Below are 26266 nucleotides of genomic sequence, written 5' to 3' on the forward strand. Positions count from 1 at the left end.
AATTCAAAATTCATTGTATCATGCCCGCCACGTTACTTGTAGTCCTTAAAAGTAACTCTGGTTATCAAAGCCTCTTGATGCAGCTCTTCATTCGCTCCTTGTCGGGAAATCCTGCATTCCGATGAAAGCTTTAAGGGTAAACCTGTTTGACGATCTATGGTCAGATGATACACAGTACGCACAATGGATTGCTCCAGCTGGTTGCTCATATCCTCACAACTTTGTGCCCATATTTGGCTCAACTTCTTTTGCAGTTCTCGATTCGTTCCTGTATGCTGCGTTTTTAATATCCCGATTTGAGGGTTTAAAGTATTCATTTCTTTTATTAAACGATCTTTCAACCAGCGCTTTGCCGAAGCTGATTCCGGTTCAATCCTCAACACCCAAGTTCCCCGGGCAGCTCCCGTTTCCATACGAATGCTCTTATTCAGTGTATTTAATTCCTCAAGCTCCTGAATCGGATTGAAGCGATTTAACATACCATTTCCAACCAGAGGAGGATAACCGGATGTCAGCGCAACCCATTTTCCACTCTGACGAAGAAAACGTTCTTGTGTAACATCATGCTCGGACTTACCTTGTTTCAGAGCTGCGTAGCCACCTTGCTTACGAAAAGCCACTGCAGAGCCCCAGTGCATGGTCAATTCATCGTGATTTCTTAGCCTACCGCGATATTCAAACTGCTTATTCGTCGGCAGACCACTGTCAGCTCTAATTGCAGTCCGTCCAGTAAACGTTACCATCTCTTTGCCGGCCATTCCTGCAACAGCTCTCTTAAAAATCTGCTCAGGAGTATATTGTCGATCCAGTGCACAACCACTTAACACACCTATTACAAGGAACACACAAACCTGCATCACCCATTGCTTTCTCCAATACATCCATCATCCGTCCTATCCTGAACATAACTGTACTCATGAGCAATAAGCCTGCTTCAAGGCAGTTATGCTACCTGGTTCACTTTATCGTGTTTTCCCTATAATTCAATCATACACACGATATAGCTACGTTTAGGATTACCTGTCTACAATGGGTTATGCAAGACAAAAAGAGAACATTCCCTATGGAATATTCTCTACACATTGGCTACATGATCAACAACTATTCGATTGCGTCCTTCATTTTTCGCTTCGTACAAGGCCATATCAGCCCTATAAAATAAAGATTCAATACTGATCTGCTCATCCAGCCAGTTCCATTCAGCAATCCCGCAAGAAACCGTCACCTGAGGCTCGGTTTCATGCTGTACACGGTAACGTATTTTTTCTGCATATTCGAGCGCCTGCTGAACCCCCAGCTGTGGTAAATAAATGGCAAGCTCCTCGCCGCCCCATCTTGCACATACATCCTCATCGCGAGTCGCCGAACGAACGATATTGCTGACGCTTTTCAAAATTTCGTCACCCGTCTGATGCCCATGCGTATCATTCACCTGTTTGAATTGATCAATATCTACCAAAATAAGAGATCCACAGAAATCCTTTTCCTGATGTTGCTGAATGATTTGGTCCACATAGTGACGTACATACAGACCTGTTAACATATCCATATTAGCCAACCGCCGCACTTCAGCGTGCAGCATAGCATTGGTTACCGCCAATCCGATATGAGGGGCTAGCATTTGCAGCATTTTGTAATTATCGTAAGAGAAAGAGTGTGGAAGCTTGCTGGACAATAGTATAACCCCTTTAGGAGTACCGCTGGTCTTCATAGGTACAGCCATCAAAGACTGGGAGTCCGTCGCATCCATAAAATGAGAGGATATCTTTCCATCCTTTCTATAGTCCGACACAATCACTGGTTCTCCTGTTAAGCGTATCAGCCCAGCAAATCCATCTTCAAGAGGGTAACTTTCCAGTCTTAAGCTTTCCACATTACTCGACATGACTTTAAAACAGTTTCCATCCTGATCAAGCTGTACAATACAACAAAAGTCCGCCATGAACATTTTTAATAACTCCTGCACGGCAAATTCAAATATTTCATTTAACTTCAGGCTCTGATTCAAGCGCTGAACCAGTTCATTAATGAGACGCAATTCATGGATAAGTACATTCGATTGCTCAAGCAGCTTCGCATTTTCAAATGCAGTACCAGCCGTATCCGCCATCATGGCAATCAGCTCTACATCGACTTTTCTCATACTATCCGTACCCGATGGAAGAATCATATGGAAAACACCGTATACACCCTGCTTGCCACGTAATGGGATGGCGATTTCAGTTATTTCATCTTGTGTACCGACAGGCTCGTTCACAGCCATTTGCCCTTTCATAAATGCACGGACGCATACATCTTCATCCCGTTCATGCAGCAGCAAAGGTTTGACCTGCGGATTGCGACTGTGTCGATCCTGACTCATGTACAACGTGATATCTACATGGGGAAACAAATAGGCGATGCTCCCGAATACCTCATCCAGCACGCCTTCCACGTCAATTTTGTCATGCATCCGTTTTACAATCTGAAATAAAATAGAACGGCGTCTACCTTCACGATCGCTTCGATTCTGCATCCCAAGGATATCTTCCATAAATATGTACTCAAACTTCGAGTAAAAGCAGGATTTAAAATGTAAAGCAGCTACTAAAAATGTATCCTGATTTGAGACAGAATGTTGAGCAGGCCGTGTAAAACGAAGAGCGGCAAAGGGCTCCCTCTTATAATTACGGCATAGTATGGGAACCATATACACAAACGCAAGGCTTCCATCACGAAGTTTGCGCTGGCTCACTTCCATCTCTCTAGATATGCAACAACGTTCGACCAAATCCAAATCCTCGTCATCATCTTCTTCCCTACCAGCAACACGAACACCTATAAAATTAAAAACAGCAGTATACTCTTCGTTAATCCAGGATATACCATTGCTCTGCTGTAACCAACTCCGATATCCTTGGACAAGAAGCTGATTAATATAGGGGAAATCATAGGGTGTCATGTCCATGTTCTGGAGCCAGGCAAAAGACGTATATCCTTTATCATCAAACAGCGGAGCACCGCTAGCCTGGACTGTTTTACTGTCAAGCATTTGCTGATCCGTTGTTGAAAATTCCGACATATTAAGGCGCTCCTTCACAGCAAAGTTAGCTGTACCAAGACAGCGGCTATACACCACTATAGCTCATAATATGATCTATTTTACTCTCAACTTTAGAAATTTGCATCCATTTTTCAGAAATTCGTCCCACTTTTTTAGTTCTAAAGCCCTATCGACAAATTTTGACGTTTTCATTCTTTTTCTCTTCTTGACATTGACCTACTCTTACATATAGTATATATTATTGAAAAAGACTGTACGGCAGAACTATCTACTGTGCGGATCTTAAATTTTGGGCGTAACAGTTTGTGTCACCCTCATCTTTTTTGTTGCTGACAGGACAGCGGCTGAACTTTTCTGTCAGTAGTGCGTCTTACCTTAATAGGTAGCGCCGAACAAATTGGAGCGCAAAGAGAGCCCCAACTCAAATTTTAATTATGAAGGAGTTAACTCTATAATGGCACGTTACACTGGTCCTAAATTTAAATTGAGCCGTCGTCTCGGTATTTCCCTGAGCGGCACAGGTAAAGAATTGAAACGCCCTTTCCCTCCGGGACAACATGGTGCAAACCAACGGAGAAAAATCAGCAACTACGGTATGCAGCTTCAAGAGAAACAAAAGCTGCGTCACATGTACGGCTTGGGTGAAAAACAATTCCGTACCCTGTTCAACAAAGCTCAACACATGCACGGTATCGCTGGTGAAAACTTTATGTTCTTGCTGGAAAGCCGTCTGGACAACCTTGTATTCCGTCTTGGCTTTGCTAATTCCCGTGCAGGCGCACGTCAATTGGTAGCTCACGGTCACGTTACTGTGAACGGTAAAAAAGTTGACATCGCTTCTTACCAAGTAAGCCCTGGCGACGTGATCGGTCTTCGTGAAAGAAGTCGTTCCCTGTCTTCCATCAAAGAAGCTTTGGAAAACCGCAACCACTTGGTAGCTTACCTGGAGTACAATGACGCAGCTCTGGAAGGTAAATTCATTCGTTTGCCTGAGCGTGGCGAATTGTCCCAAGATATCGATGAAAAACAAATCGTCGAATTCTACAACCGCTAATCCTTGCATTAGCACCAAAAAGCACCCGAATTTATTCGGGTGCTTTTTATATTCTCTATGCATCGAGCCTGAGGGTTTTATTCAATGGGGATGTATACCTTCATACTCAAATGATCTGGATAGGAGGAATTCATCACGTCCGTAATTTCAAAATCAGGCCCCTCCCTCCGTTCAAAATTAGAATTAGGAAGCCATGTGCCATAGATAAAGTCTCGTATATTCTGAACCCGTCCATCTGAACCCGAAGCGTCAAACTCAGCATACTTCCCTGCTGGAATCTCCATATATATGAAACCCTCTGCCAGTTCTTTTGACTCTTTTTCAACTGCCTCGCCCACCACAAATGAAAATGCACCGTTGTCTTCAAATCGACAGGCAACCCCATATGACATTCCCGGTGCAATTTTGTTCGGGATACACATAAAATATTCATTTGCTCCAAAGTGTCCATAAAATCCTGGGATTTCTTTATAGTGCTGCTCATTATTCAGGTTTGTTTTATATTCATATCCTACAATTTTGACCGTTTCGAGCTGCAATATCACCGGCTTATTCACATCCAAATCCCCCATCGTATTTTTTTGGTAATCCAGAAAATTGATTTTACTTTGCTCAGGAAGCTCAATATCACCGTTACGATACTTCCCAGGGGTGATCCCAAAATTCTTTTCAAAAGCGCGGGTAAAAGCCTCTTGTGAGTTGTACTGATACTCAATAGCAACGTCCAACACTTTTTGATTGGATTGTTTTAGCTGTTCAGCCGCCTCGGACAATCTTCTCCTTCTTATATATTGTTGAACCGTAAAACCCGAAATGGCCTGAAAAACCCGCTGGAAATGAAAAGCTGAAAAGCATGCCTGTGAAGCAATATCGGCAATTTTTAGATCCTCCCGGAGATTCAATTCAATAAACTCAATCGCACACTGAATTCGTTTAAAGTAGTCCATATAATCCTTCCCCGCACTTGTAATTGTTTTGGTTATCGATCCTACACCGAAATTGTGCAACCCACGTTTTCATTATGTATAACTCTTTACCTACATGTTTGATTATTTGTGCTAAGTTTACCATGACTTTTCACTTTGCAGAAATAAAAAAGCAACGCTGAGATCGATACAATCTCAACGCTGCTTTTGAATATATTTTCATTATCCAAGCTTGATTTTAGCAAATTTCCGTTTACCTACCTGCACAATGTCGCCTTCCTTCGGCATGTATGCTTCGTTCACATCGGTCCATTTCTCTTCGTTAATTTTGACCGAACCCTGCTGAATACTGCGCTTGGCTTCACCGTTAGATGCTGCAAAGCCCAGATGAGTCAGCAACTGGATCACACGAATGCCACCTTCTTCTAACTGATCAGCCGTCAAGGTGAACTCTTCAATATCGTCAGGCAGCGCACGTTGCTGGAATACGGTCACAAAATGCTGCTTCGCTGCTTCCTCTGCTTCTTCACCATGGTACATGCGCACTAACGTTCCAGCCAGCTTCATTTTGGCATCACGTGGATGCACTGAGCCGTCCTTAACACCTTTCGCCAGCTCTGCCAGCTCCTCGTTGTTGATATCCGTTGCAAGCTCAAAATATTTCAGCATCAGCTCGTCAGGAACGGACATGGACTTACCGTATATTTCGTTCGGCTCCTCATCAACACCAATGTAGTTCCCCAAACTTTTGCTCATCTTCTGGACGCCATCCAGCCCTTCAAGCAATGGTAATGTAATCGTAGCCTGCGGCTCAACTCCGTATTCTTTTTGCAGGGTTCTGCCCATTAGCAGATTAAACTTCTGATCCGTCCCCCCCAATTCAATATCGCTTTGGAGAGCCACGGAATCCATGCCCTGCATCAGCGGGTAAAAGAACTCATGGATGCTGATCGGCAATCCGTTTTGGTACCTTTTTGTAAAATCATCCCGTTCCAACATACGGGCAACCGTTACTTTGGCCGACAGGGTTACTACATCAGCAAAAGACATTGGCCCTAACCATTCGGAATTGTAGAATACCTTTGTTTTTTCAGGATCGAGAATTTTAAAAATTTGTTCCTTGTACGTTTGTGCATTACGCTGTACATCTTCCTCAGTCAGTTGCTTGCGAGTCTCCGATTTACCTGTCGGATCACCAATTCTGCCTGTAAAATCTCCGATAATCAGTTGCACTTGATGGCCTAATTCCTGGAACTGGCGCAGTTTGTGCATAACAACCGTATGTCCGATGTGAATGTCAGGCGCAGATGGATCAAGACCCAGCTTAATTTTGAGTGGCTCGCCGCTAACGACCGATTTAATAACCTTACGCTTCAGCTCATCCTCAGGTACAATTTCCGCTACTCCACGACGTATCACCTCTAGCTGTCGCTCGACCTCTACCTGTTGCTCCGGTTTCAATTCTTCCCACTTCATCCTGTATACCTCCTATTTTTCATCCAAAATATTACATATTAGACAAACCAAAAAGCCCCTTTCATCCCAAGGGACGAGAAGGAGCTGCTCGCGTTACCACCCTAATTAAAGAAACGCATGTCAAAGACATACATTTCTTTCACTTCATTCCTATAACGGGCCTACACCCGGTACTGGATTACTATGATAGCTTCGCAAACCTGCAAATGCTTTCCATTCATCCAGACAGCTCCAGACGGTAATTCAAAGGAGGGACGCTACCGATTCACACCACCCATCGGCTCTCTGTACAACGTGAATCCGCCTTCTACTGAAGTCTTTCTCTGCTTTTCACGATATTTACTTTGACCTATTTATAACACACTGCTTTTATGTAGTCAACGACACCAAAAGACAGGCTTTTTAGCATATGGGTTCATTTTGTAATTTTATGCTATAATAATGGCTGTTATAAAGGAGGAAGACTTAATGGTTGAAGAAAAAAACAATGTATCAGAGCCAAAGCCTTCCCGCTTGCGGACAACCATGCGAAGGCTCGGCCGTGTCATAAAGTGGGTCGTCATCATCGGTTTTATGGGGGCACTATTTGCAGGAGGAGCCGCCGCCGGCTATGTTGCTTCTATTGTAAAAAGCGAACCCGTGCGTTCCAGATCCATGATCCTACAGGAAGTAGATAAGAATGCAATCACAGGCTTCGCTTATTTCAATGATGGCTCTCCCATCGGACAACTTCGGACAGAAGAAGATCGAAGACCTGTCACGTTTAAGGAGATTCCACAACTCGTCATTGACGCAGTCATTGCCATTGAAGATAATCATTTTTACGAGCATAAAGGTGTCGATCTGTCGGGAACGCTGCGTGCTGTGAAGCAAAAGGCGCTGCATGAATCCGTACAAACCGGGGGTAGTACCCTCACCCAGCAGCTTGCGCGTCGTGTCTTTCTAAATCTCGATCGCACGGATGACCGCAAGGTCAAAGAAATTTTGCTGTCTCTGCGCCTTGAGCGCTTCCTAAGCAAGCAACAAATTATTACGGCCTATCTCAATAAAGTACCTTTTGGTAATGGTTCAAGCGGTTACAACGTCTTTGGCATTAAAGCAGCGGCCAAAGGTATCTTTAATGAGAATGATCTGAACGAGCTTAATATATCCCAGGCTGCCTATCTAGCAGGTTTGCCACAGCTTCCTTCTTCTTATTCTGCTTTCAACGGTAAGGGTGAGTTTAATGAAGCTGGCTTTAAAAGAGCCATCAATCGCCAGCACCTAGTACTCAGTCGAATGCTGGAGGAGAACAAAATCAATAAAGCACAGTATGATGAAGCGATGGCTTTTGATATCAAAAAATCTCTCGCACCACGCACTGTTAAAGCTTATAACACCTATCCATACCTTATGATGGAAACAGAACGACAAGCTGCGCAGGCACTCATGTCTGTCACCAATCCGGGTCAAGCAGCTAATGCCAGTGCAGATACCAAGACCAAGGATGATAACGATTTACTCAAGGAAGCCGAACAGCAGCTTCGCACAGGCGGTTATATGGTGTACACCACCATTGATAAGAGCGTATACAAATCTATGCGTCAAATTGCAGAAAATAAAAACAACTTCTCTGCCACTAGTAAAACCAAGGGTGACGAACAAGCAGCGGCTATTCTGATTCAGCATAAAACAGGCGCCATTCTTGGAATGATGGAAGGTCGGGACTTCCAAAAGGAGCAGATGAATTATGCCACCCAGATGGTACGTCAGCCGGGTTCGGCAATGAAACCGATTGCTGCCTATCTCCCTGCATTGGACAGCGGTCTTGTGCAGCCTGGTAGTATCGTGGATGATGCCCCTATTATTTTGAAAGATGGCAGTAATGGATATCACATTCCGAAAAATTCTAACAACCGCTATCAAGGATTGGTCACGGCGCGTTATGCACTGAATCAATCGCTAAATACGATAGCACTCAAGCTGTTTAACGAAAAAGTAGGGATTAGCAATGCTTGGGCTTTTACTAAAAAACTAGGTATTACCACCTTGGAATCTAGTGATAACAACGCCCAAACGGGTGTACTTGGCGGCTTAGCCCACGGGGTGACCGTCGAGGAACTCACGAATGCATATGGAGCCATTCCAAATGGCGGTGTGTTTAATGATGCCTATATGATCGAAAAGATTGTGGATTCGCAAGGCAATATTGTATATAAGCATCATCCTAATCCTGTGCAGGCCTTCTCACCGCAAACCGCCTACCTGATGACAGATATGTTGCGTACAGCCGTGTCGGAAGGCACAGGCAGACTGGTGAAGCGGAACTTTGATCAATCCGGTAAGATTCCGATTGCCGGCAAGACAGGCACTACGCAATCCTACACTGATGTTTGGTTCGAGGGCTTTACGCCTGACGTCACACTAGGTGTATGGGTTGGTTACAAGCAACCTGTCAATAAACTTGAAACGAAAGTCCAAAAAGAGCGGGCTCGCCGCTTATGGGCTCTAATCATGAATGAAGTAACAGCTAAAGATGCTCAGCTGTTCCAAACGGACAGCTTCAAGAGACCTGACGGCATTGTAAGCCGTACAGCATCCGCGTATGGTTCGGACATTTATAACAGTAAGTATCCACCTAAAAACAGTGAAAATGGTGTGAGCCGTGCGAAATATATTACCTACCAAGGTGTGAATTATATTCCACGCGATGGTACACCGGATGATATGTTATATGAACGGACCGTTAGGAAACGGGAAAAGTCAATCTCAGAATTGATTAAAGAGCTTCAGCAAGCCTTTAAGGTGATGAGACGACATAACTCGTTGTCCTATTATCTGCCTCAGGATGCAGATAAGGAAGCTCCTACTCAGATTGATCCACGCAAGGACGATGGAGCAGCTCCTAACGCTCCATCTAGCGTCAACGTAAGCTATAGTGACGGTAAAGCCATAATCAGCTTTAGCCCAAGCGGAAACAGCGACGTCGTAGGATACCGTCTGTATCGTTCTACAGATGGGGGTAGCTTCCAACGGCTTGGCAAGGTCGTTATGGCTGACAGCTCCAAGGTGTTCTCTGACAGCCCTGGAGGCAGCAGCTCCAGCTACTACGTGACTGCCGTTGATGTGGGCGGTCATGAGTCCGGGCCAAGCACGAAAGCAAGCGCAGCACCTGTGGTGCCACCTGCAGATTCTGAGTCTCCAAACGTTCCGGGCGAGGGAGATGGAACAGGTGCGCAGCCTACAGAGGTTCCTACTGCCCCTGGACAGCCTCAAGCTAAAGCCGCTGGCTCATCCGTAGCGCTCCAATGGAGCGCAGGTAAATCTGCGGACGCTATTACAGGCTATAACGTGTATTACAGCGAAAACGGTGCGGAGCCTTTTACAAACATAGGCTCTACCGCATCTACCAGCTTTGAATATAAGTCAGGGAAAAAGCTAAAAGGTTGGTTTCGTGTCACTTCCATGAATGCCATGGGGGAATCGGCTCCTTCCGGAGCCGTCCGTCCATAACTGAAGACAAAAGCAGAAAGTGATAGGTTGGGTGAAATGAGATTCGCCCTAACAAAAAGGGAGTCCCCTTAGCCATTAAGGCTTTGGAGACTCCCTTTTTTAATTCTAATATGCAGAGCACTTCAATCCTCTATGGTGGATAAGTCACCTGTAGGAAGGTTAAGCTCCCAGGCTTTCAACACGCGTCTCATAATTTTACCGGAACGGGTTTTGGGTAACTTTTCCTTAAACTCAATTTCGCGTGGAGCAGCATGAGCAGACAGCCCTTCCTTAACGAAGCGATAGATGTCCTGCTTTAAAGCTTCAGACGGTGCATAGCCTTCACGCAGTGCAACAAAAGCTTTGATAATCTCTCCCCGCACGGTATCTGGTTTTCCAATAACTCCGGCTTCCGCTACAGCAGGATGCTCCAGAAGCTTGCTCTCCACCTCAAAAGGGCCGATGCGCTCCCCGGAGGAGTTAATGACATCATCAATCCTACCCTGAAACCAGTAATATCCGTCCTCATCCATGTAAGCTGAATCACCCGATACATACCAACCGGGAAAGCGGAAATATTCCTGAAACTTGTTCGGATTGTTCCATATACGATTCATCATGGATGGCCATGGTGTACGGATCGCCAAGTGGCCCATCCGGTTAGGAGACAACACCTGCCCTCTGTCGTCCAAAATAGCAGCCTGGATACCTGGGAGTGGCTTTCCCATCGAACCTGGCTTAATCGGCAGCTCAGGGTAATTACAGATCAACTGTGCTCCTGTTTCTGTCATCCACCAAGTATCATGAATGCGTTGTGTATACACTTGCCATCCCCATCGCACCACTTCTGGATTCAGCGGTTCCCCAACGGATAAAACATGCCGCAGACTGCTAAGATCATATTTGGAAACAACCTGCTCCCCTGCGCTCATCAGCATCCGAAACGCTGTAGGAGCACTATACCATATGGTCACTTCGTGACGCTCAATCGTGCGGTACCAGTCTTCCGGGCTGAAACGCCCCCCACGAATGACATTCGTCGCTCCATTTAGCCATGGAGCAAAAATACCGTATGATGTTCCCGTGACCCAGCCAGGATCAGCAGTACACCAATACACATCATCTTCTCGCAAATCCAGCACCATTTTCCCAGTATAGTAATGCTGAATCATTGCATTTTGCACATGATACACGCCTTTGGGCTTGCCTGTTGAGCCTGATGTATAGTGAATAATTAATCCATCTTCACGATTCAACCATTCTGGCTCAAGTTCCTCTGAGGATGTGAGCATTTCTGTCTCAAAATCGATAATTCCCTGCTCGCGTTCATCCATATCACCAACCACAAAAATATGTCGCAGCTCAGGAAGCTCCTCACGTTTTACCCGTGACAGAAGCGCAGGTGTGGTCACTAATGCTACTGCCCCACTATCCTCCAATCGATCCTTAACCGCAGTTTCCATAAACGCCTCAAACAATGGACCGACAACAGCCCCTACCTTTAGAACACCAAGTAAACTAATAACCAGCTCGGGTGAACGCGGCATGAAAATAAACACCCGCTCCCCTTTACCAATACCGTATTTGCGAAGCACATTTCCGAACCTGTTAGAGCTAGCACGAAGCTGAGAGAAGGTGTAGGTTTCATGACGGTTTGCGTCACAATACAATAGTGCCGCTTTCTCCCCTCGTCCTTCCTGTACATGTCGATCAATGGCTTCATGTGCCATATTTACCTTGCCTGTTTCATACCACGTAAAATGACGCTCTGCATCTTCCCACTGAAAGTTGTTGTAAGCTTGTTCATACGGGCCCATGTTGGATGTGGGAACTACAGTCTGGAGTTCTTCAAACTTCATACGTTCAGCCTCCTCACAATAGATTAATGAGAATCACACAGAACAAGATAACGCTTACAAAATCAATAAAGCAGATGAAGTCCTTTGGTTTACTGATTGATTTAAATTGTGAACATTTTATGTCTAAAACAGTATATCATAGGTCAGGATGTGACGACCATCCTTTTCATTTAATTGTTTTTTTGCTATAAGTAGGGGATATGAGGAACGAGCTTATGGCGAACAAGGAGGGCGTACGCATGCAGCATTTAAAACTGTACCACTTGGATACGCTGGATCATAACGGACAAACAATCTATGTAGAAGGCCCCGTATCCGCGGATCAACTGCGTTCATTTCAAATGCACAAGCAATTAGATGCCTTTCGCAAACCAAAGGAACAGTTCGATGCATTAGTGGATATTTCGGAACTGCCAGAAGGCAGAATTATCATTGCCCACAACGGGGAAACTCTCCTGGGATATGTTACTTTTCATTACCCAGATGAGATGGAGCGCTGGTCGGAAGCTGGCATGAAGGATTTACTGGAACTTGGAGCTGTTGAGGTAGCCGATGACTATCGTGGTCTGGGCCTGGGTAGCCGAATGATTCGGATTGCCTTTGAGGACGGCCAGCTTGAATCCTATATTATTTTTACGACCGAATACTATTGGCATTGGGATTTAAAAGGCAGCGGTCTCTCCGTATGGGAATACCGCCGCATGATGGAACGTCTGATGAAAACTGTAGATATGGTCTGGTACGCCACGGATGATCCTGAAATATGTTCACATCCTGCTAACTGTCTGATGGTACGAATGGGAAAGGATGTGCCCCTTGCATCACAGGAGCAGTTTGACCATATCCGGTTTGTCCGAAGATTCATGTATTAAAAAATTATACCATTAGCCCAAATGCTTGAGCATGAACTCTACAATACGATGCGAACGATGTGAAGCTTCTACCGTAAATTCAGCATAATTAACGTGAGCCGATCCATCAGCCTTATCTGACATAGACCGTAGGACAACATAAGGCACAGCGTTCATATGAGCTGTCTGAGCCACAGCTGCACCTTCCATTTCGGTACAAGCACCGTCCATTTCCTGATGCAATGCAGTCACTAACTCACGACTTGCAACAAATTGATCGCCAGAAAGTACCTTGCCGACAATATAACGATCGCCAAACGATTTGCAGGCTTGCTCAGCTAGACTTACAAGCTCGGGATCAGCCACAAACTCTGAGGTGTCCTGATAAGGAATGACCCCTCTGGCATAACCCAAAGGCGTTACATCCATATCATGCTGCATACATGTGGATGAGATGACAATATCCCCAATGTTTAAATCGGGATGAACGGCCCCTGCCACTCCCGTAAATATAATCTGTTCTACACCAAAATGATCAATCAGGATTTGTGTTGTTACTGCAGCATTAACCTTGCCTACACCGGATTTGCAGACAACGACTCTTTGCCCGTGAATGATTCCTGTAGTGTACGTGATTCCAGCCTTGACCGTCTTGCTTGCTTCCGTCATCGCTGCCAGCAGCAATTCAATTTCTTCATCCATAGCACCCATTAATCCATAAAGTCGGCTCATTACGCATCCCTCTATTCTTGGTTTGATGATGATGTCCATAAGAAGCTTTATATCCGCGAAAAAAGCTCCATCAAAGGAGCTTTCATCGAAGGTATATCCTATTCAGCACTGCGTCTAGTCTAAATAATTAACTGACAACCGCAAAATAGTTTCATGCGGCAAAATAACGCGAGGGTTCTCCACGTTTTCCTTTTTCATCAGCTTGGTCAGCAAACGCATCGCTACCGCACCCAAATCGTACATCGGTTGCGCGACGGTTGTCAGCTGAGGACGAACCATAGAGGCCATACGAATATTGTCGACACTGATTACCGAAAAATCATCAGGAACTTTCAATCCCTCATCCTGAATACTGTGGATCGCACCAATTGCCATCTCATCCGTAGCAGCAAAAATCGCACTTGGCTTCTTCTTTAGGCCGAGAAAATATTTCATTGCCTCGACACCGGATTCATAACGGTAGTTCCCGATTCGCACGAGATCCTCCTGATAATCAATTCCGGCTGTTTCCAGTGCTCTCTTGTAACCTTGGAAACGTGCATAGCCGTTTGCAGGGTCTTGAAGCGTACCACTGATCATTGCGATTTGACGGTGTCCATGGCGGATCAACGTGTTTACTGCATCATAAGCAGCGGCTTCATGGTCGATATCGACCGAAGGATAGCTTCCTTTTTCATCACTCGTTGCACATAGAACAATAGGGACCGCAGCTGTATGGAACGCCTGAATATGCTCGTCCGTTACTGTACCACCCATGAACAGAAGACCATCCACTTGCTTTTCAAGCAATGTGTTGATGACACGAATCTCTTTTTCTTTTCGCTTGTCGGCATTACACAAAATAATATTATAGTGATACATATTCGCTATATCTTCAATACCGCGCGCAATTTCTGCAAAAATTGAGTTCGATATATCCGGTATAACCACGCCGACGGTCGTTGTCTTCTTGCTGGCCAGACCTCTAGCGACCGCATTTGGACGATATCCCAATTGTTCAATCGCTTCGTACACTTTCTTGCGGGTCTGAGGTTTCACATTAGGATTATTGTTAACTACGCGGGATACTGTGGCCATTGAGACACCAGCTTCGCGAGCTACATCATAGATCGTTACCGTCACATTCCTTCTCTCCATTGCCAATAAATTTTCAACCGAATCCTAGATCAACTAATTAGAACCATGATACGACAAAATACTACTTTATGCAACGACAGCACACATTTATCTATGTGAGATGATCGTGGAGTGCACGGGCTGTAATATTCGAATGGGATGTATGCCAAACAGCCTCTCCGTCCTTGATTAAAATGGCCTGCGGGGATTCATGCTTCACCTGAAGCCTGTCCGCGGTTTCATTGGACACCGGCCGATCTTCTACTACATAAATGATACCGTATTCAATATTTTCGTTGGGAGCGCCATGCAAATAGGACTCCACTTCCTGATATGCGCCTGCACTTATCGGACAACGTGTGCTATGTTTAAAGAGAAGCAACGGCTTGTCTGATGACGCTTCCAGAGCCGTATTTAATTGTTGAACAGTAGTCATTTTTGTCATCGTCGCCATTGGATATACATTCCTTTCTGTGTCTTGTCGTATGGCCTATTCTCATCGTAACAAAAAGAACATGTAAAATCCAATGGTGACCATGAAAATTTTCATATTTTTTAGTTTTTTGTATTCGTAAATACCGATTCACTGGTAAAACCGGATAATTGAACCAATTTCCTCTCTACATCATTCATCCAATCTTCGTCTCCCAGACTTCTCGCATAGCGATAAAGATCCAATAAGAGATTAATTCGAAGCTCCATCCGCTCCTCCAAAGCAGATTGCCAATCCACATTGGGATTGTCCGCTTCCTCCAGTACAAGCTTGCGAATGATTTCTGCCAGTTCATTGTTGCGAGCAAAAGATATTCTCCGTGCCGTAGGTTTGCTCCCTAGACTTTGTAATAGTGCCTTAATGTCTTTCGTCACATGCTGCAAAACCTCACTGGAGAAGCATGACGAGCATGAGAATACAGGGACGTGCAAAATTTGAACCTTGCCCGCATAGATTACCTTTCGCAGTTCCAGCCCCATCGGTTTGCCACATTGACATTGCTTATGCATTTAACCACCTCATTACGTAGGATCAAACTATACGAGGACCTCGTCAGAATCCAAATATATCTATCTACTAGTCTAATAAATATTTGTTAACTCCATTAAATCTATCATACCTTGTTTTATTTCGACTTTGGGACCTCAAATCCTTCCACAGATTGCAGCTATGAACAAATTACCAAAGCTTTGGCGGGTCAGAAAATGACGACAATTGCTGTCAAAGAGCAGACTACTAACATAAGAATCTGAGAAGGAATGGACTTCGGGCGTTCTTTTTCTTAAGATGTAAAAGTACAGATTACAAAACAGAGGTGTCATCATGTGACGCACGAAAGGATGGTTGGATGTCAAGACTTGCCGGAAAAAAGGTTATCGCCCTAGTGGATGAGGAATTCGAGGATCTGGAGCTGTGGTATCCGATTTACCGTGTTCGTGAAGAAGGCGCAGAAGTGCATTTAGCCGGTGCGGAAAAGGGTAAAAAATATATTGGAAAATATGGCGTACCTGCTGAAGCGGAATATGCCTTTGAGGAACTGAATAGCAGCGATTATGACGGGATTCTCGTCCCTGGCGGTTGGGCACCTGATAAACTGCGCCGCTATCCCAAAGTAATTCAACTCGTACAGGAGTTTCATGCTGCTCATAAGCCGATTGGACAAATCTGCCATGCAGGCTGGGTACTGATCTCTGCTAAAATTTTGGATGGTGTTACGGTAACCTCCACACCAGGTATTCGTGATGATATGGAGAATGCAGGAGCTATTTGGAAGGATGAGGCAGTTGTAACGGATGGACATATTGTATCTGCTCGTCGGCCGCCTGATCTTCCACCCTACGGAAAAGCGTTCTGCGATTTGTTAGCAGATAACACCCGGAAATAAGAGATTAAGTCCTGACACTCAGGACTTGAATAACCCAATCTAATGGAATCAGGATAATTGCTAATTATGAATTTTCCATAATCACAAGAGGGGTTGTCAACAAGATGAAAAAAGAACCTTCAAAACCATGAATAAAGTGGTTTTGAAGGTTCTTTTTCGTCTAAACCATGCTACGCCATTAAGGTTTGCTACGACAAACCTAACAGTACGGAGTTCGGCTCCTCCTGAAGATGTATACGGACATTACATATTACTGCCGTCCAGGCCCGGCCGGAGTGCAGCTGACATTAGCTGCAGTGAGCTTGTCTTCGATCGCTGCACCAGTGGACATGCCAAAGCAAACCTGAGCGACTGTCGTTGCCTCAGATGCAGTCGTATTCAGCACACGATGCTTGACCCGCAATAAAGATTGGGGAGACATGCTGAGTTGATGTATCCCCAGTTCCAGCCAAAGAGGAACGGACCGTTCATCTCCAGCCATCTCACCACATACACTCACATCAATTCCTGCTTGATGTGCCGCTTGTGCAGTCATGCGCAGCATTCGAAGGACAGCTGGATGGTATGGATGGTACATATGTGCAATCTGCTCATTCATACGGTCTACAGCCAGCACATACTGAACCAGATCATTCGTTCCGATACTAAAAAAATCTGTTTCAGCTGCCAATAGATCAGCGATCATCGCCGCAGCCGGTACCTCAATCATAATTCCTCGCTGAATGTTCGGATTATAGGCAAGCCCTCTTGCATCCAAATCCGCCATAGCCTCCTTCAAAAGAGCATCTGCCTGGCGGACCTCCTCCACGGATGAAATCATCGGATACATTACCTTGATATTTCCCATTGCACTGGCTCGCAAAATTGCAGTCAACTGGGTTTTAAACAATTCCTTCCAATCCAGACTGATCCGTATAGCACGGTAACCTAGAAAAGGATTTTCTTCCTCTGGTAATTGAAGATAGTCCAACGGCTTATCTCCACCGATATCCAATGTACGGATGACTACGGAGTGGTTTCCTGCCTTTTCCGCTATCAGCCGATATACTTCATACTGTTCCTCTTCATCTGGAGCAGATTTGCGATCCATGTATAAAAATTCCGTGCGGAACAGTCCTACACCTTGAGCGCCATGCCTCAAAGCCGCCTCCAGCTCTTTAATCGAACTAATATTGGCCGCCAGCCTCAGAGTGGTTCCATCCTTGGTCACGGCATCTACAGAAGCAAGTACCTGAAGCTGCTCTTTTCTGCGTCGCTGCTCGTCGCGCAAAATTTTATAATGATCAGTTACCGTTTTTTCCGGATTCACATAAACTTTGCCCAGGTCTCCGTCCACAACCATCATGTCTCCCGTTTGAACGGGCAAATTCAGATTGCTCTCTAGTCCTGAAACAAGTGGAATACCAAGTGCACGGGCCATGATCGCAGAATGCGAAGTTTTACCACCATTCATAGTTACAATCCCTAAAACATAGCTAGGATTCAAGTGTGCCGATTGGGAGGGTGAGAGCTCCTTGGCTACCAGAATATAGGGCTGTGTGTCCTTGGGAAGAGTCACCTCCGGTGCACCTAGCAAATGCTTGAGCAGCCGGTTCCCCACATCTTTGATATCAATTGCCCGCTCCTTCATATATTCATCGTCCAGTAAATCAAACATTGTCACAAAATGATCAATGGCTTCCTTCACGGCCACCTCGGCCGCCTTGTACTGACGCTCAATAATTCCACGAATTTCATTCATGAATTCCGGATCTTCCAATATCGCAAGATGAGCATCAAAGATGCTGGATTCTTCTGGCCCCACCATCTCTCGAAACTCATCCTTAATAAACTGGATTTCACTTTTGGATGTGCGTATCCCTTCATACAAACGTTCAAATTCCTTTGCAAGATCTACCGCATCCATTTTTTGATCAGGTAAATCCCACTCCCAGCTCGGCAGGACAAATGCCTTCCCGATTGCCACACCTGCTGCGGCGCCGATGCCTTCTATCATGTTTCTACCCCTCCAACATTCCTGTCATGCAGCACAACGGACATTACCGAGGCCTGACCTTTTTTCACTGTTTTAAACGGAGCAAAGCTCCACGACTTGACGCGATCCGGATTCGTGATGACCATAGGAGTCACCAGCGATGGAGCTTGCTCTCGCAGCGCCTGCAAATCAAATTTGATCAGCAATTGCCCCGGTTCCACCGTATCGCCTGCTTCTACCATAGCAGTAAAATTCCCTTTTAGCTGTGAAGTATCAATCCCTATGTGAAGCAGAACCTCAAGTCCCTCTCGTGTGGAGATGCCTAAAGCGTGCATGGTCGGATACAAGTGCATCACAGTACCATACACTGGAGACACAAGTTCACCACGTTCGGGAACAAAAGCAACACCGTCCCCGACCAGCTTCGTCGCAAAAATTTTGTCAGGCACTTCATGAATCGGTAGCATTTTTCCATGTACAGGAGCGTTGAACAAAATTTGAGGGAGATCACGCTCCATCAGCTTCGCGATTTCCTCACGAATCAGTTCTGAATACGTTCCGAATACAACCTGCAAATTACCCCCACCCAGATTGATAAGCCCGGCCGATCCCAAAGCCTTCATCGCTCCGGTATCAATCAGCCTGTCATTGTGGACGGTCAGCCGCAAACGTGTGATGCAGGCCTCTACCTGCACAATATTTTCCTTCCCGCCGAGTGCTTCCAAAATAAGCGGAGCACTATAAGGAATATTGCCGGCCCAATCCTCCAGAACCGAACCCTCCTCGCGCCCAGGAGTTGGAATACGGAACCGTCGGATAGCCCATCGAAACAGTACATAATATACAAGCCCGTACGCCACTCCCACTGGAATTAACAACCAGGCGTTATGTGAGAGATGAAAATTTAGAACATAATCTATAAAACCCGCCGAATAGGAAAATCCGTGATGAATATCCAGCTCAAAGGTAAGCCACATGGCCAGCCCAGACATAACTGCATGAACGAGGAACAAATATGGTGCCGCAAACAAAAAGGCAAACTCGATCTGTTCCGACACTCCAGTAAAAAAGCAAACAAGCGCAGCTGTCAAAAATGTTTTTTGCACCTTTGGCTTCAAATCTTCACGCGCTTCCTGAATGATCGCCAGCGCAATGGCAGGGATGGCAAACATCATAATGGGGAACAACCCGGACATGAAATAGCCCGCTGTCGGATCGCCAGCAAAAAACCGGGGTAAATCGCCCTGCACAACGTTGCCAGACGGCGTTTTATATGTACCCAGTTGAAACCAAAAAATATTATTAAGCAGATGGTGCAGACCAAAGGCCGCCAGCAACCGGTATAGAATACCGTAGATAAACAGTCCAAAGCCGCCCAAGCTTGATTCCAGACCTACTATAAATTGCAGCCCTCTCTGTATGAGTGGGGCAATAATTAGCATGAGTCCTGCAAACACAGCCGAGAAGAGGCCAATAAGCAGCAGAACAAATCGGGTACCTCCAAAAAATTGAAGCACCTCGGGCAATTTGATGCTTTTGAACCGATTATAGGCCACCCCTGAAATGACCCCCAAAATGATACCAATGAGCGTCGCCGGTTGAATGAGTCCGTTTCCAAATCTCAATGTGACCTGATCGTATATAGCCATACCAGCCAATGCTGCCAGTCCCGCCTGACCTGCCTGATTCGACATACCCAGGGCAACACCAACCGCAAATAAATATGGCAAAAAATAAAAAATCCCGTGTCCAGCCGCATTTGCCATATCAGACACCATAGGGAATCCCCATGTGGACCAAGGAAGGCTGCCGAGACTTAGCAATATTGCAGCGGCTGGTAGCACCATCGTCGGGAGCATGACAGCACGACCGAGCTGTTGTAAGGATCCGAGCCAATTCATGGCATTCCTCTCCTTTCTATCCCTGATGGTAAGCCGAATAAATACTTTTGTCAAAGCAATGATTCCATCTGCCAAAATATTTATTTACGCTACTACAGGTCAAAAACTTTATCATCACAACAGATAACACTATGAATCCGTTTAGAGCTATTTCATCATCAAGACATACATACATTATATGGATTCCTGAGAGTATAATATACTGTACCATATTCCTCGTTTCGCACCAAAAACCTTCAACCCTGTGAAGCAAGGGAAGAAGGTTTTTATTCATCTGCGTATAGCACAGATCACTGATCCATGTTTATCCTTTACGTACAGCTTGGGTCACTGAGTCCTCCACCTTAATGCAACGATCCATAATAACCGTCATTCCATACTCCTGCGCAATGTCAGCGGCTTCCTGGCTTATAATTCCCTGTTGAAGCCACAAAATCTTAGCTCCAATAGCAGCTGCTTCACGCGCAACCTCTGCACAGTATTCACTGCGGCGGAATACATTGACCAGTTCCACAGGCTCAGGTACTTCAGCAAGACTGGCATAACAAGTCTCCCCAAGAATCGTTTGCCCTGCCGCCGCAGGGTTAACTGGAATAATACGGTATCCCCGCTTCTGCATGGCATAAGAAACCATGTATGAAGTACGGTCTGATTTATCAGACAAACCAACAACCGCAATATTGCCTACTTGTTCCAAAATGCTTTTAATCTCTTCTCTCGCCGGATTTTCAAAAGCCATTCTGTTCCCTCCTATTCGCATCTTCGTTTGTTTTTATTTTACCCATTCTACAGAAGCACCAAGCGTCGTTAGATGGTCAAAATACTGCGGATACGATTTGGCGACATGATGTGCGTCCTTAATCACTAACGGCTTCTGTGCGCGCAAACCAACAATCGTCAAGGCCATAATAACACGGTGATCAAAGTGCGCGTTAATTTCCACGCCACCTTCGACACCCTCCGGTCTGCCATGTACGATAATTTCCGCTTGACGTTCTTCTACCCGAGCTCCAGCCTTGGTCAGCTCATTCAAATAATCGGTAATGCGGTCACATTCCTTATACCGTAAATTCTCCACGTTATAAAAACGGGACGTGCCTTCAGCAAATACAGCCGCAGCCACCATTGCAAGCACAGCGTCTGTTGCAGCATCACCGTCAAACTCAACAGCTTTCAATCGGCCATTGCCCTTCACAACGACGGTATCGTTCTCATGTGTCAGTGGCACTTCCATCATACGCAGCACATCTACAATAGCGCGTTCTCCCTGTTTGCTCTGCTCTTTAAGACGATGGATGGTAACATCGGAATTCGTTACTGCAGCCGCCGCCAGCACCGCTGCACTCCCTGGATAGTCTCCCTGTACCGTATACGTACGTGGCTGATAAGATTGCCGCCCCGGGACACGGAAAGACATGTAATCATCGCTTGCATGAATGATAATACCAGCCTCTTGCAATACCTCCAGAGTCTGCCCAATGACCACCTTAGATTTCAAATCATGGAGCACTTCGATTTCACTGTCTTCCTCCAGTAAAGGCGTAAGGAATAGCAGGGCGCTCAAATATTGTGAGCTAACCGAGCCGGACACCTGAATTTTACCGCCCTTCGCCTGACCACCCTGAATACGAATGGGCAACTTACCTTCACGATGATCTACTTTCACGCCCAGTTGCCCCAGTGCATCGATTAAATCATCATGCGGTCTCTTGCCCAATGAGTCGGGATATGTATTAACAAATGTAACATCCGGACAAAGAGATGCAATACCCATCAAAAAACGGAGCACTGCTCCTGCGTTTCCCACATTCAATTCCTTCACAGCTTGAGGATGGCTACCAAAACCTGTAATCACTATTTTTTCATCATCCTCTTCCAGTACTGCACCCAGATCGGCGATACAACGACGCATAGCATCACTGTCTTCACTATGGGCTGGATAATAAATGGTACTTTGTCCTTCAGCAAGTGCCGCAGTGAGCAGATAACGAGTAGTGTAGTTTTTGGAGGACAGGGCCCCAATCTCTCCTTGCAAGGAAGGGGTAGGTCTAACGATAACATCCATAATGTACATGCTCCTTTTCGGTTCAAACCATCCTATTTTACGTTAATTATACAAGTTGTAGCATTCATTTCTCCACCCAAAAAATAAGAAATATTAATCTAAGTCCCCCAAGTTGAATTCCGTCGGTTAATTAATCTTTATCTGCCTTTAGGATTAAGCCGATTGACAGCCTAGAGATAGCTTAGCTATCATACATAGAGTGTGTGTGACATTTTGCACACGTCAAAAACATACGTAGCACCCAATATATATCAGAAAAGAGGTCCGGCCATGACGCAAATCGCCCTGATTGAACCTTCTGAGTTGCGCGCACGTCTGCAAGCAGGAGAGCAATTGCAATTAATCGACGTCCGCGAAGCGGAAGAAGTAGCGGAAGGCATGATTGAAGGTGCCAAGCACATTCCGCTCGGACAGCTTCCGGGTCGTCTTGAAGAAATTGAACGCACCGGTGAAATTATCTTTATTTGCCGGAGCGGTTACCGCAGTGAACGAGCCTGCGAATATCTACAGCAGCTAGGTTATGAAGGCTGTACTAACATGACTGGCGGCATGCTGCAATGGTCACAGGAGCAATAGAAAACCTACTTAACAAAAGAGACGGGAACCTTCCCGTCTTTTTTGTTTTGACTCAAAGCTTAGACGCGGTAATGCATTAAATTATTTTGTCCCTATCATACCATAGCGTCAAAAGATTACACAATCCTCTACTGCCATCATAATCGTATCCATAATTATAAATTAAAAAACGGAAGCTTCTTCTACCCATAGGGCAAAAAAGCTTCCGTTGTATTACATAATGCTATTCATGCATATCCGTCCGTTCATTAGAACCATTGATGATGGAATACGCCTTCTTTGTCCACACGTTTGAACGTATGGGCACCGAAGTAGTCACGTTGTGCTTGCAGCAGATTTGCTGGCAAACGCTCAGTGCGGTAGCTGTCATAGTATGCAAGCGCGCTGGAGAAGCCAGGCACTGGAATACCTTGGGATACAGCCACGGAAATCACTTGACGCCATGCATCTTGATACGTTTCAACCACATTTTTGAAGTAAGAATCCAGCAACAGGTTTTTCAAGGCAGGATCGCGGTCATATGCATCCTTGATGTTTTGCAGGAATTGCGAGCGGATAATGCAACCGCCGCGGAAGATCATAGCGATTTTTCCGTATTTCAAATCCCAATCATATTCATCGGAAGCTGCACGCATTTGAGCGAAACCTTGAGCATAGGACACGATTTTACTTGCAAACAGTGCTTTACGTACACTTTCGATAAATTCTTTTTTGTCGCCGCTGAAGGACTCAGCATTAGGACCGCTCAGCACTTTACTTGCCGCAATGCGCTCGTCTTTCATAGCAGACAAGAAGCGGGAGAATACGGATTCGGTGATCATGGACAATGGCACACCCAGATCCAGCGCGCTTTGGCTTGTCCATTTACCTGTACCTTTTTGACCAGCAGCATCCAAGATAACGTCTACCATTGGCTTGCCTGTTTCAGCATCATACTGGGAGAAAATGTCAGCTGTAATTTCGATCAGGTAGCTGTCCAGTTCCCCTTTATTCCATTCCGTGAAGATTTCATGAAGCTCTTCCGCATTCACATTCAGGACTGATTTCAACAAGTGATACGCTTCACCGATCAATTGCATGTCGCCGTACTCGATACCGTTATGCACCATTTTTACATAGTGACCAGCACCGTCAGGACCGATATATGTACAGCAAGGGTCGCCTTCCACTTTAGCAGAGATTGCCGTTAGAATCGGCTCTACCAGTTTATAGGCACTTTCTTGTCCACCCGGCATGATAGCAGGACCATTCAAGGCACCTTCTTCACCACCGGATACGCCTGTACCAATAAAGCGAAGTCCTTTTTCCTCCAGCTCCTTGCTGCGGCGCTGTGTATCAGGGAAGTAGGCATTACCTCCGTCTATAATAATGTCGCCCTTGTCCAGATGAGGCACAAGCTGTTCAATCGTGGCATCTGTTGCTTTACCAGCTTGAACCATGATCAGGATTTTACGGGGGGATTCCAATGAGTTCACAAATTCTTCAATAGAGAAAGTACCCGTCAGTTTTTTACCTTCTGCTTCTTTGATAAGATCGTGCGTTTTTTCTGGAGAGCGGTTAAAAACCGAGACGGTGAAGCCTCTGCTCTCAATGTTAAGGGCTAAATTCTTACCCATTACCGCCAGGCCGATCACACCAATTTGCTGTTTTGCCATCTGGTTCCTCATCCTTTGCAACATATTTTGTCTTCTATATCGCCGCTTTACCGCATTACACTTTATGTGAATCGGAACACGTGCACTTCTATTTTAACGTTTTTGATGTAAGAAGTGAACCCCTGTCTATTCACAGATCAAAACACCCCATTTACATGAGGTGTTCAGATGTACTACGCTTCCATCATCAGCAGTTGGTGGGATAGCGTTTGCAGGCGTTCATGGCAATTCCCGATTTTAGCCTTATCTCCGTCTGTCATCGCTATGAACAGCTTCTCCAATTCATCGTCCACTTCCATTTTAAGCAGCAGCAGTCGGGTTTCTCCTTCATTGGAAGCGTACATATCCTCCATTTCCTGTGCGGACAGCACCGGTCCCTTCTGATAAATGACACGCTGCTTAAAGCCTGTAACCTCGACCAGACGAATGACCTCACCAAACAAAATATTTTCTACCAAAATATGATGATCCTTGACTCTTTTGACAATGGCATGACCTCGGGTGCTTCCAATCAGCTTCTCCAACCACTCAGCCAGCTTGGCATCGCGGATTACATAATCTCCAGCCAACTTGTAGTGTCCTGTGCGCAGCTGTTGAAAACGGAGCTTCACCAGCTTACGCCCGGTTCTCACCGACAAAACCAGGTACGACTCATCCTCGCTCCAGTACAGCGAATACCCTTCCGATATCAAATCCTTGATCAGATTATGGATATGCCGACGGCTAAACCGGAGCTCTAGATTGCAATATTCTACCTCACAGCCCTTGTTCACGGCATTCCCTCCTTTTTCAAGTCCGATTCAAGAAGTCCGGCTACAGCAAGCCTGCGGCTTTCCCGCTTGATCTTCCCTTGCTCTATTTTATACTTCATTTTATGTAAGGGTACTTGGTTATTTGACCTATTTTTATGAGTAACAGCGAACAATCCTACTTTTGCCTTATATGCTTGTTTCAAACCTAGTCTAAAGTCGGCCAAGCCCGGCGGCATTATGCTATAATTGGACATATTACGCCACTCGTTATGGCTTAACCCAGTTACAGGAGGAAAAGGAATGACATTTAGTGGATTTACTGCAAAGGACTTCGATGTTTTCGAAATACCGGGATTGGAGCCTCGTATGGAAGTGCTGATTCAGCAGGTTCGGCCCAAGCTGGAGGCAATTGGCGAGGAATTAGCCCCATTTCTGACGGACTTATGTGGAGAGCCCATGCACGTTCACGTCGCCAAGCATGCACGACGCAAAGTCAATCCCCCCAAAGATACTTGGGTAGCCTGGGCGGCAAATAAGCGCGGGTACAAGGCGCTGCCGCATTTTGAGGTAGGTATGTTCGCTTCCCACCTATTCGTTATTTTTGCAATTATTTATGAAAGTCCTAACAAAGCTACATTTGCCCAGGCACTCGAAGCCAATCTGAGCGATGTGCGCTCTAACCTGCCTGATCATTTTTACTGGTCCATGGATCATATGGCTCCGGAAGGCACAGAACAACAACATATGGATAATGAAGATTTTCAAACGATCATCCGCAAGCTGCAACAGGTAAAAAAAGCGGAGGTCATGTGTGGAATCCGTATTGACCGAGAAGATCCACTTGCCAGCGACGGGGCTGCATTATTACAGGCAGTGCGTTCTACCTTTGAGCATTTGCTGCCCCTGTACCGAATGTCTTTCTCGAAAGAGTAGCCCT

Annotated in this window: 21 protein-coding genes and 1 other annotated feature; of the genes, 6 read left to right on the forward strand and 15 right to left on the reverse strand. The window is 45.6% G+C overall.

Annotation, left to right across the window (positions count from 1 at the left end):
- Positions 1–32: 32 nt before the first annotated feature.
- Positions 33–857, reverse strand: a complete 825-nt coding sequence (locus tag ACWGXJ_RS15740; protein ID WP_452567914.1) for a hypothetical protein — start codon at positions 855–857, stop codon at positions 33–35.
- Positions 858–1075: 218 nt separating this feature from the next.
- Entirely contained in the window at positions 1076–3061 is a 1986-nt protein-coding gene (locus ACWGXJ_RS15745; protein WP_452567121.1) for a diguanylate cyclase domain-containing protein, read from the reverse strand.
- Between the two features lie 436 nt (positions 3062–3497).
- On the opposite strand from ACWGXJ_RS15745, the gene rpsD reads away from it, so the two are divergent.
- Complete coding sequence (gene rpsD / locus ACWGXJ_RS15750; RefSeq protein WP_013310919.1) at positions 3498–4097, forward strand: 30S ribosomal protein S4; 600 nt, start codon at positions 3498–3500, stop codon at positions 4095–4097.
- 77 nt (positions 4098–4174) lie between these two features.
- Here the strand turns inward: rpsD and ACWGXJ_RS15755 are convergent, their stop codons facing one another.
- The gene (locus ACWGXJ_RS15755) at positions 4175–5044 is read right to left on the reverse strand and encodes an AraC family transcriptional regulator (RefSeq protein WP_250268772.1); all 870 of its coding nucleotides are present in this window, start codon (positions 5042–5044) and stop codon (positions 4175–4177) included.
- Positions 5045–5245: 201 nt separating this feature from the next.
- The gene (gene tyrS, locus ACWGXJ_RS15760) at positions 5246–6499 is read right to left on the reverse strand and encodes a tyrosine--tRNA ligase (protein ID WP_069289895.1); all 1254 of its coding nucleotides are present in this window, start codon (positions 6497–6499) and stop codon (positions 5246–5248) included.
- Between the two features lie 66 nt (positions 6500–6565).
- Positions 6566–6832, reverse strand: a binding site (T-box leader).
- A 135-nt stretch (positions 6833–6967) separates the two neighbouring features.
- Here tyrS and ACWGXJ_RS15765 point away from each other — a divergent pair.
- A complete protein-coding gene (locus ACWGXJ_RS15765) occupies positions 6968–9991 on the forward strand; it encodes a transglycosylase domain-containing protein (protein WP_452567122.1) in 3024 nt (1007 codons plus the stop codon).
- 122 nt (positions 9992–10113) lie between these two features.
- Here the strand turns inward: ACWGXJ_RS15765 and acsA are convergent, their stop codons facing one another.
- Positions 10114–11829 carry an acetate--CoA ligase gene (gene acsA / locus ACWGXJ_RS15770; protein ID WP_452567123.1) on the reverse strand — a complete coding sequence of 572 codons (1716 nt, stop codon included), beginning with the start codon at positions 11827–11829 and terminating at the stop codon, positions 10114–10116.
- Between the two features lie 239 nt (positions 11830–12068).
- Between acsA and ACWGXJ_RS15775 the strand changes: the two genes are divergently transcribed.
- Positions 12069–12701 carry a GNAT family N-acetyltransferase gene (locus tag ACWGXJ_RS15775; RefSeq protein ID WP_061828998.1) on the forward strand — a complete coding sequence of 211 codons (633 nt, stop codon included), beginning with the start codon at positions 12069–12071 and terminating at the stop codon, positions 12699–12701.
- 12 nt (positions 12702–12713) lie between these two features.
- On the opposite strand, the gene ACWGXJ_RS15780 is transcribed toward ACWGXJ_RS15775, so the two are convergent.
- The 4 genes from ACWGXJ_RS15780 to ACWGXJ_RS15795 all read right to left on the reverse strand — a co-directional run bounded on the left by ACWGXJ_RS15780 (position 12714) and on the right by ACWGXJ_RS15795 (position 15530).
- Positions 12714–13412 (reverse strand): 5'-methylthioadenosine/adenosylhomocysteine nucleosidase, encoded by a 699-nt coding sequence (locus tag ACWGXJ_RS15780; protein ID WP_061828997.1) that lies wholly within the window; start codon positions 13410–13412, stop codon positions 12714–12716.
- A gap of 114 nt (positions 13413–13526) precedes the next feature.
- A complete protein-coding gene (gene ccpA, locus ACWGXJ_RS15785) occupies positions 13527–14534 on the reverse strand; it encodes a catabolite control protein A (protein WP_061828996.1) in 1008 nt (335 codons plus the stop codon).
- A gap of 106 nt (positions 14535–14640) precedes the next feature.
- On the reverse strand, positions 14641–14982 hold the full coding sequence (ytxJ, locus tag ACWGXJ_RS15790) for a bacillithiol system redox-active protein YtxJ (RefSeq protein ID WP_061828995.1): 342 nt from the start codon (positions 14980–14982) through the stop codon (positions 14641–14643).
- A 101-nt stretch (positions 14983–15083) separates the two neighbouring features.
- On the reverse strand, positions 15084–15530 hold the full coding sequence (locus ACWGXJ_RS15795; protein ID WP_452567124.1) for a hypothetical protein: 447 nt from the start codon (positions 15528–15530) through the stop codon (positions 15084–15086).
- Positions 15531–15868: 338 nt separating this feature from the next.
- Here ACWGXJ_RS15795 and ACWGXJ_RS15800 point away from each other — a divergent pair, with 338 nt between their 5' ends.
- Positions 15869–16405 (forward strand): type 1 glutamine amidotransferase domain-containing protein, encoded by a 537-nt coding sequence (locus ACWGXJ_RS15800; RefSeq protein WP_023989335.1) that lies wholly within the window; start codon positions 15869–15871, stop codon positions 16403–16405.
- A 250-nt stretch (positions 16406–16655) separates the two neighbouring features.
- On the opposite strand, the gene ptsP is transcribed toward ACWGXJ_RS15800, so the two are convergent.
- The 4 genes from ptsP to aroA form a co-directional block, all read right to left on the reverse strand.
- Positions 16656–18401, reverse strand: coding sequence for a phosphoenolpyruvate--protein phosphotransferase (ptsP, locus tag ACWGXJ_RS15805; protein ID WP_452567125.1), 1746 nt, complete (start codon positions 18399–18401; stop codon positions 16656–16658).
- A complete protein-coding gene (locus ACWGXJ_RS15810; RefSeq protein WP_023989337.1) occupies positions 18398–20281 on the reverse strand; it encodes a glucose PTS transporter subunit IIA in 1884 nt (627 codons plus the stop codon). The genes ptsP and ACWGXJ_RS15810 overlap by 4 nt, the downstream gene beginning before the upstream one ends.
- A 304-nt stretch (positions 20282–20585) precedes the next feature.
- Positions 20586–21020, reverse strand: a complete 435-nt coding sequence (locus ACWGXJ_RS15815; protein WP_322161139.1) for a CoA-binding protein — start codon at positions 21018–21020, stop codon at positions 20586–20588.
- Between the two features lie 33 nt (positions 21021–21053).
- On the reverse strand, positions 21054–22346 hold the full coding sequence (gene aroA / locus ACWGXJ_RS15820) for a 3-phosphoshikimate 1-carboxyvinyltransferase (RefSeq protein WP_061828990.1): 1293 nt from the start codon (positions 22344–22346) through the stop codon (positions 21054–21056).
- Positions 22347–22616: 270 nt separating this feature from the next.
- Here aroA and ACWGXJ_RS15825 point away from each other — a divergent pair, with 270 nt between their 5' ends.
- Positions 22617–22922 (forward strand): rhodanese-like domain-containing protein, encoded by a 306-nt coding sequence (locus tag ACWGXJ_RS15825; RefSeq protein WP_010345522.1) that lies wholly within the window; start codon positions 22617–22619, stop codon positions 22920–22922.
- Between the two features lie 248 nt (positions 22923–23170).
- Here ACWGXJ_RS15825 and gndA read toward each other — a convergent pair whose 3' ends face one another.
- On the reverse strand, positions 23171–24577 hold the full coding sequence (gene gndA, locus ACWGXJ_RS15830) for an NADP-dependent phosphogluconate dehydrogenase (RefSeq protein WP_013310934.1): 1407 nt from the start codon (positions 24575–24577) through the stop codon (positions 23171–23173).
- 173 nt (positions 24578–24750) lie between these two features.
- On the reverse strand, positions 24751–25350 hold the full coding sequence (locus ACWGXJ_RS15835) for a hypothetical protein (RefSeq protein ID WP_165177417.1): 600 nt from the start codon (positions 25348–25350) through the stop codon (positions 24751–24753).
- A gap of 279 nt (positions 25351–25629) precedes the next feature.
- Between ACWGXJ_RS15835 and ACWGXJ_RS15840 the strand changes: the two genes are divergently transcribed.
- Positions 25630–26262: a YktB family protein gene (locus tag ACWGXJ_RS15840; RefSeq protein ID WP_235309488.1), complete on the forward strand. Its 633-nt coding sequence runs from the start codon at positions 25630–25632 to the stop codon at positions 26260–26262.
- The last annotated feature ends 4 nt before the right edge of the window (positions 26263–26266 follow it).

The organism is Paenibacillus sp. S33 (assembly GCF_053615415.1).